Consider the following 6562-nt stretch of genomic DNA (forward strand, 5'->3'; position numbering starts at 1 on the left):
GTCGTACTGAGCCACGCGCAGTAGCCGTCTAAACACCGCTCCTACAGAGTCAGCGTCGTCAGTTAGGCCAGGTTTTCGTCGGTGGTCGGCACGCTCAGGATGCCGGCGCGCAGGCCGTTCTTGACCTTGGGGTTCGGGAAGATAATCCGCGCGCCCTCTTCTTCGATGATCCAGCGCGTCTGGGCGATGTCTTCGGCCAGCAGATAACCCACTTCCAGTTCCGAAAAGTTCTCGATGTCCGCCGGCAGGTTCAAGCGGAAGCTATCGCTGTGCTTGATGATTTCCCGTGCCACGCTGAACAACTGCAACCCATTCAGCGCCTCTTCGGTCAGTTCCGGCTCTGTGCCTTCGATGATCTGTTTAAGGCGGGTTTCAAGCAGGGAGACGTTGACCCCGTCGTTCTGCCCGAACGGCCGCGCCTTGCCCAACTCCAGGGTGAAAGACTCGGCACCCAGCTTGTCGTAGGTGTAGGAACTGAAAACGATGGACGGCTTGTTTTGCAGCAACACCGCTTCCATGCCGGCGGCGCGCAGGCGAGCCAGTTCCTGACGGGAATGCTGGCGATCTTCTTTCCACGGATACAACGCAAACTGCTCGATCTTCGAGCCTCGAATCGCCGTATGCAGGTCGTAATGCAGACGATCGCGATCCGGCAGGCTGAAGAAACTGGCGGCCAGCCGCTCCAGTTCACAGGCGCGCAGGGCTTCGGAGCCGCTGGTTTGTTCGTGACGGCCGTTGAACAGCCGATTGACGTCCTGCTCGATAAAGCGCTCGCCCTTGCGAATCGCTTCCGGGTTGCCGAACAGGAACAGAATACGTGCGCGCGGCTTCAAGTCGCCGCGAGCGATGTCATGCAACAGACGATCGAGCAACTCGATCGGCGCTGTTTCGTTGCCATGGATCCCGGCTGACAGCAGCAGGTCCAGGCCATTGTCGCGAGCCTCAGGTGGCCGGACTTCCAGCGCACCTTCGCTCAACCAGCGCATGCGCACGCCTTCGACAGTCAGTTGAGTCTTCTCCGCCGGTTCGCGGCCGGCGAGGGTCAGTTCAAGCAGTTTGCCGAGGGCGAGCATAGAGCGGTTTCCTTAGTGGTCGTGGGCGCAATCCGGGCCGTGCACGTGGTCTTCGTCGCCGACTTCAGCCGGTTCCATTTCCAGTTGCAGACTTACCAGATTAGTCGCCAATGGGCGCAGCAGCAGGTTGGCGTATTCAGCGTCACCTTCTTCGACGTCCACGCCGATCAGCAATTGGCCACGGCCATCGTGCTGAATCCACAGCTCTTTGCCTTGCCAAATGACAGCGACGCGGGTGCAGGAAGTTTCCAGTTGCGTGCCGTCGGTGTCTTCAAGGATCAGCTGCAGGGTATCGCTCATGTGTTTTACGCTCTCGACGTTCAATTGATCTGGAATGGATAAACCGCGCCCAGTTTAAGGATTTGCGTCAGTTCATCCAGTGCCGTCCGGCACTCAAGCAGCAATTGCGGGTCCGCAAGGTCGGTTTCGGCCATGCGGTCGCGGTAGTGCTTTTCGACCCATTCGGTCAGCGTGCCGTACAACGGTGCCGTCATGATAACCCCTGGGTTGACGGCCGCCAGTTCGGTTTCATTCAGTGCCACGCGCAAGCGCAGGCACGCCGGGCCACCACCGTTCTGCATGCTTTGCTTCAGATCGAAGACTTTGACTTCGCGGATCAGGCCGCCGGAACTGGTCAGGCTTTGCAGGTACTGCCAGACGCGTTCGTTGCCACGGCACTCTTCCGGCACGATCAACAGCATCGAGCCGTCAGGACGCGACAGCAACTGGCTGTTGAACAGGTAGGAACGCACGGCGTCTTCCACGGTAACCGCCGAACGGGGTACGCACACCGACTGGAATTTGCCGCCGACCTTGGCGAGTTTGCTTTGCAGCTCGGCCAGCATCTGCTCGGTGTCGAGGAACGCGTCCTCGTGATAGAACAGCACCTCGCCGTTACCCACCGCGATCACGTCGTTGTGGAACACGCCCTGATCGATCACCGCAGGATTCTGCTGGGCGTAGACCACGCCGTCATCGCTCAAACCGTGCAGACGAGCGACGGCTTGCGAGGCTTCGAGGGTCTGGCGCGCCGGGTATTTCTGCGGTGCCGGGTAGCGGTTATCGAACGCGCTGCGACCGAACACAAAGAACTCGACGCCGGCTTCACCGTATTCACGGCAGAAACGCGTGTGGTTGGCTGCGCCTTCGTCACCGAATTGCGCCACGGCCGGCAACGCCGCGTGGTGAGCGAAGTGCTTCTGATCAGCGAACATTGCACCCAGCACACGGCTGGTGGTCGGGTGCTCGATGCTGCGGTGGTATTTGCAGTTGAGGTTGGCGGCGGTGAAATGCACGCGACCGTCGGCGGTGTCGGCACTCGGGCTGACCGTGGCGGCGTTGGCCACCCACATGCTCGACGCCGAGCAACTGGCGACCAGCAACGGCATCGCGTCTTTCGCCGCTTGCTCGATCACTTGCGCGTCGGTGCCGCTGAAGCCCAGGCGACGCAGGGCGGCGACATCAGGACGCTCTTGCGGGGCCAGAACGCCTTGTTGAAAGCCCATTTCCATCAGCGCTTTCATTTTCGCCAGGCCTTGCAGCGCAGCTTCCTTCGGGTTCGAAGACTGCTGGCTGTTGCTCTGGGACGCGACGTTGCCGTAGGACAGGCCGCCGTAGTTATGGGTCGGCCCCACTAGACCGTCAAAATTGACTTCATAGGATTTCATCAGCGAGGCTCCACGAGAATCTGTTTTTATAGGCTTCAGTTACTGTTCAGTACGACCGCGTTGCGGTCATCGCCAGCAGGCTGGCTCCCACAGTGATTGGGTGGTACACAAAATGTGTGAACACCACCGAACCTGTGGGAGCCAGCCTGCTGGCGATGGGCATCACGCCATCTTCACGCCAGGCGTAAGGGCCGCTGGCAACGTCAGGCTCGGCGTTTCCAGCGAGGCCACCGGGTACGCGCAGTAATCTGCCGCGTAGTAGGCGCTGGCGCGGTGGTTGCCCGAGGCGCCGACGCCGCCGAACGGTGCGCTGCTAGCAGCACCGGTCAGCTGTTTGTTCCAGTTGACGATACCGGCACGGCTTTCCAGCCAGAACTGCTGATAACGCGCTTCGGAATCCGACAGCAAACCGGCCGCCAGGCCATAGTCGGTGTCGTTGGCTTCAGCGATGGCCGCTTCAAAATCAGCGTAGCGGATCACTTGCAGCAACGGGCCGAACAGCTCTTCGTCAGGACGATCGGCAACGGCGGTCACGTCCAGAATACCTGGGGTCAGCAACGCGGCTTGTGCCTCAGGCTGAGTCATTTCCAGCAACGCCACGGCGCCATTGGCCAGCAGATGTTCCTGCGCATCCATCAGCGCTTTCGCAGCGCCAAGGGAAATCACCGAGCCCATGAACGGCGCTGGCTGCTGATCGAACGCACCGACTTCAATCGTCGAGCTGACCGCCACCAGACGCGCCAGCAACGTGTCGCCCCAGGCGCCCTGCGGCACCAGCAAGCGGCGGGCACAGGTGCAACGTTGACCGGCAGAAATGAAAGCGGACTGAATGATGGTGTACACCGCTGCATCCAGATCAGCGACCTCATCGACCACCAACGGGTTATTACCCCCCATCTCCAGCGCGAGGATCTTGTCCGGACGACCGGCAAACTGCTGGTGCAGGTGATTGCCGGTACGGCTCGAACCGGTGAAGAACAGACCGTCGATGCCCGGGTTCGCCGCCAGGGCGATACCGGTTTCGCGAGCGCCTTGCAGCAGGTTCAACACGCCGGCTGGCAGGCCGGCTTCGATCCAGCACTTGACCGTCAGTTCGGCGACTTTCGGGGTCAGCTCGCTCGGTTTGAACAGCACGCTGTTACCGGCCAGCAGCGCCGGCACGATGTGACCGTTGGGCAAGTGACCAGGGAAGTTGTAAGGACCGAACACCGCGACCACGCCGTGTGGCTTGTGGCGCAATACGGCGGTGGCGTCGCCCAGCGGGCCGCTCTTCTCGCCGGTGCGTTCGCGGTAGCTCTGCACCGAAATCGCAATCTTGTTGACCATGCTGGTCACTTCAGTCGCCGCTTCCCACAGCGGTTTACCGGTTTCTTCACCGATGCAACGCGCCAGTTCGTCAGCGTTGTTTTTCAGCGCGCCAGCAAAGGCTTCCAGCACCGAGATACGTTCTTCCAAAGTACGGCGAGCCCAACCCGGAAACGCCTGACGCGCGGCTTGCACGGCGGACTCAACCTGAGCGGCGGTAGCGCCCTCGCCGGCCCACAGCACTTGCTGGGTCACCGGGTTCAACGATTGGAAGGCTTCACCCTGACCGGCCAGCCATTCACCTGCGATGTATAGCGAATTCATTATTTCGACTCCCGAGCAGCAGACAACGGAACGGCGCGCACTTGATCGCCGGCGTTGAGTTGAAGACGTTTGGCGGTCAGCGGATCGACTACCAGCGTACCGGCGGCAAGACGTGCGGGAGCGGCAGTGATCCGGCAGTCTTCGCGCTTGCGGTTGTGAATGATGAATGGCGTGGCGTCGTCACCCGGCGTGCCAACGGCCAACACCAGCGCCTGACTGTCTCGCACGGCGCGGATCTTGCCGGTTTCGCATTCGATGGCCGGGCCAGCGTCGAAAATGTCGACGTAGCCCTGGTAGCTGAAACCTTCGCTCTTGAGCATGGCCAGCGCCGGCTCGGTGTCCGGGTGAACCTGACCGATCACGTTACGCGCATCCGGCGACAGGAAGCAGGTGTACAGCGGGAATTTCGGCATCAGTTCGGCGATGAACGCCTTGTTGCCCACGCCGGTCAGGTAATCGGCCTGGCTGAATTCCATCTTGAAGAAGTGTCGACCCAGGCTTTCCCAGAACGGCGAACGCCCTGCTTCGTCGGAGACACCGCGCATTTCGGCAATGATCTTGTTGCCGAACAATTGCGGGAACTCGGCGATGAACAGCATTCGCGCCTTGGACAACATGCGACCGTTGAGGCCGGTGCGGAAATCGGCGTGCAGGAACAACGAGCACAATTCCGAGTTGCCGGTCAGGTCGTTGGCCAGAAACAGCGTCGGGATTTCGCGGTAGATGTTCAGCTCTTGCGAAGCGCTGACCGTCAGGCCGACCCGGAAGTTGTACCAGGGCTCACGCAGGCCGACGGCGCCGGCAATGGCGGAAATGCCCACCACACGACCGTTGTCGTCTTCAAGGACGAACAGATAGTCCGCATCGCCGCGCCCGGCCTCGCCGCGAAAGGTCTTCTCGGCCCAGCCGACCCGATGGGCCAGACGTTCTTCGTTGGCCGGCAAGGTGGTCAGGCCGGTGCCAGTGCTACGGGCCAGGTCGATCAGAGCGGGTAAATCGCTGCTGCGTACGGGACGAACGATCATGCTATCTCCTCAAACGGGCCGCTTGCGCCACCCGCGAAACACTTGCTGCTTTCTAGGTTGAAAAGCAGGCGTTAAACCGCCACCAGGCGCACGCTTGCACCTTCACCGACGCCCAGGGCTTCGGCCGCTTCCAGATCCAGGGTCACGGGTTTGCCCGGCGCGTAATCGAGCTCGAGCAACACGGCGCGGTAATCCTGCAACTGCGCATTGGCCACCAGGTACTGACGACCGGCGCCTTTGACCGGCTCGCCGATTTTCACCGGCACTACACGGCTCTGGGCGATCGAACGGATCCCCGAAACACGCGCATGCAACGTCGGGCCGCCGTCGAAAATGTCGATGTAGTGATCGGTCTCGAAGCCTTCGCGCATCAGGATGTCGAAAGTGATCTGCGCCCGCGGGTGCACCTGGCCCATCGCTTCTTGCGCGGAGTCCGGCAGCAACGGCACGTAGATCGGGTAATGCGGCATCAGCTCGGCGAGGAACGTGCGGCTCTTCAGACCGCACAGACGCTCGGCTTCGGCGTAGTTGAGGTCGAAGAAGTTGCGACCGATTGCGTCCCAGAACGGCGAGTCGCCATTTTCATCGCTGTAACCGACGATCTCGGTCACCACGGAATCGGCAAAGCGCTCCGGATGGCTGGCCACGAACAGCAAACGGCCACGGGAGTTGAGCTCGGCCCACGGCGAACCCACCAACTCGCGCTGCACGTAGAAACTGGTCAGCAAACTGTTGCCGGTCAGGTCGTGGCACTGGGAGAGCACGTGAATCTTGTTATGAATCTTCAGCTCGCGGGAGGCGTGCACGAAGGTTTCATTGCGGAAGCTGTAGAACGGCTCGGAATAACCGGCCGAGGCGACGATGGCCGAGCAGCCGGCCAGTTTGCCGGTGGCCGTATCTTCGAGGACGAAGAAATAGCTCTCTTCACCGTTGAAGCTGACTTCGGCAGCAAACGAGGCTTCGCTCGCGGCGATCTTGTCGCTCAGGCGTTCAACGTCATCCGGCAAGGAAGTGACACCAATCGGGCTGTCCGCAGCCAGACGCTGTACCTCGCCCAGATCAGCCATTTGCGCGGGGCGCATCACCAGCATGGTGTCACTCCTTTCTCATACTCTTTGAGGAAAATAAGCCGGCCCTTGTAGGAGCGAAGCCTCGTTTGCTGCCGAAG

6 protein-coding genes are annotated in these 6562 nt (G+C 61.1%); all 6 read right to left on the minus strand.

All coding sequences use genetic code 11. The features are described from left to right. Window positions 1-62: 62 nt before the first annotated feature. The 6 genes from astE to aruF all read right to left on the minus strand — a co-directional run bounded on the left by astE (window position 63) and on the right by aruF (window position 6485). Window positions 63-1073 carry a succinylglutamate desuccinylase gene (astE, locus tag KGA97_RS28640; protein WP_223481929.1) on the minus strand — a complete coding sequence of 337 codons (1011 nt, stop codon included), beginning with the start codon at window positions 1071-1073 and terminating at the stop codon, window positions 63-65. A gap of 12 nt (window positions 1074-1085) precedes the next feature. Further along, window positions 1086-1373: a hypothetical protein gene (locus tag KGA97_RS28645; protein WP_008033108.1), complete on the minus strand. Its 288-nt coding sequence runs from the start codon at window positions 1371-1373 to the stop codon at window positions 1086-1088. Window positions 1374-1393: 20 nt separating this feature from the next. After that, window positions 1394-2740 (minus strand): N-succinylarginine dihydrolase, encoded by a 1347-nt coding sequence (astB, locus tag KGA97_RS28650; protein ID WP_008033110.1) that lies wholly within the window; start codon window positions 2738-2740, stop codon window positions 1394-1396. Window positions 2741-2902: 162 nt separating this feature from the next. Beyond that, window positions 2903-4372, minus strand: a complete 1470-nt coding sequence (gene astD, locus KGA97_RS28655; RefSeq protein WP_192227969.1) for a succinylglutamate-semialdehyde dehydrogenase — start codon at window positions 4370-4372, stop codon at window positions 2903-2905. After that, entirely contained in the window at window positions 4369-5394 is a 1026-nt protein-coding gene (astA, locus tag KGA97_RS28660) for an arginine N-succinyltransferase (protein WP_207285408.1), read from the minus strand. The genes astD and astA overlap by 4 nt, the downstream gene beginning before the upstream one ends. 71 nt (window positions 5395-5465) lie before the next feature. Continuing rightward, complete coding sequence (aruF, locus tag KGA97_RS28665; protein ID WP_008033116.1) at window positions 5466-6485, minus strand: arginine/ornithine succinyltransferase subunit alpha; 1020 nt, start codon at window positions 6483-6485, stop codon at window positions 5466-5468. Window positions 6486-6562: the final 77 nt, after the last annotated feature.

The sequence above is a fragment of the Pseudomonas sp. BF-B-15 genome, assembly GCF_019946675.1.
Taxonomy (GTDB): domain Bacteria; phylum Pseudomonadota; class Gammaproteobacteria; order Pseudomonadales; family Pseudomonadaceae; genus Aquipseudomonas; species Aquipseudomonas migulae.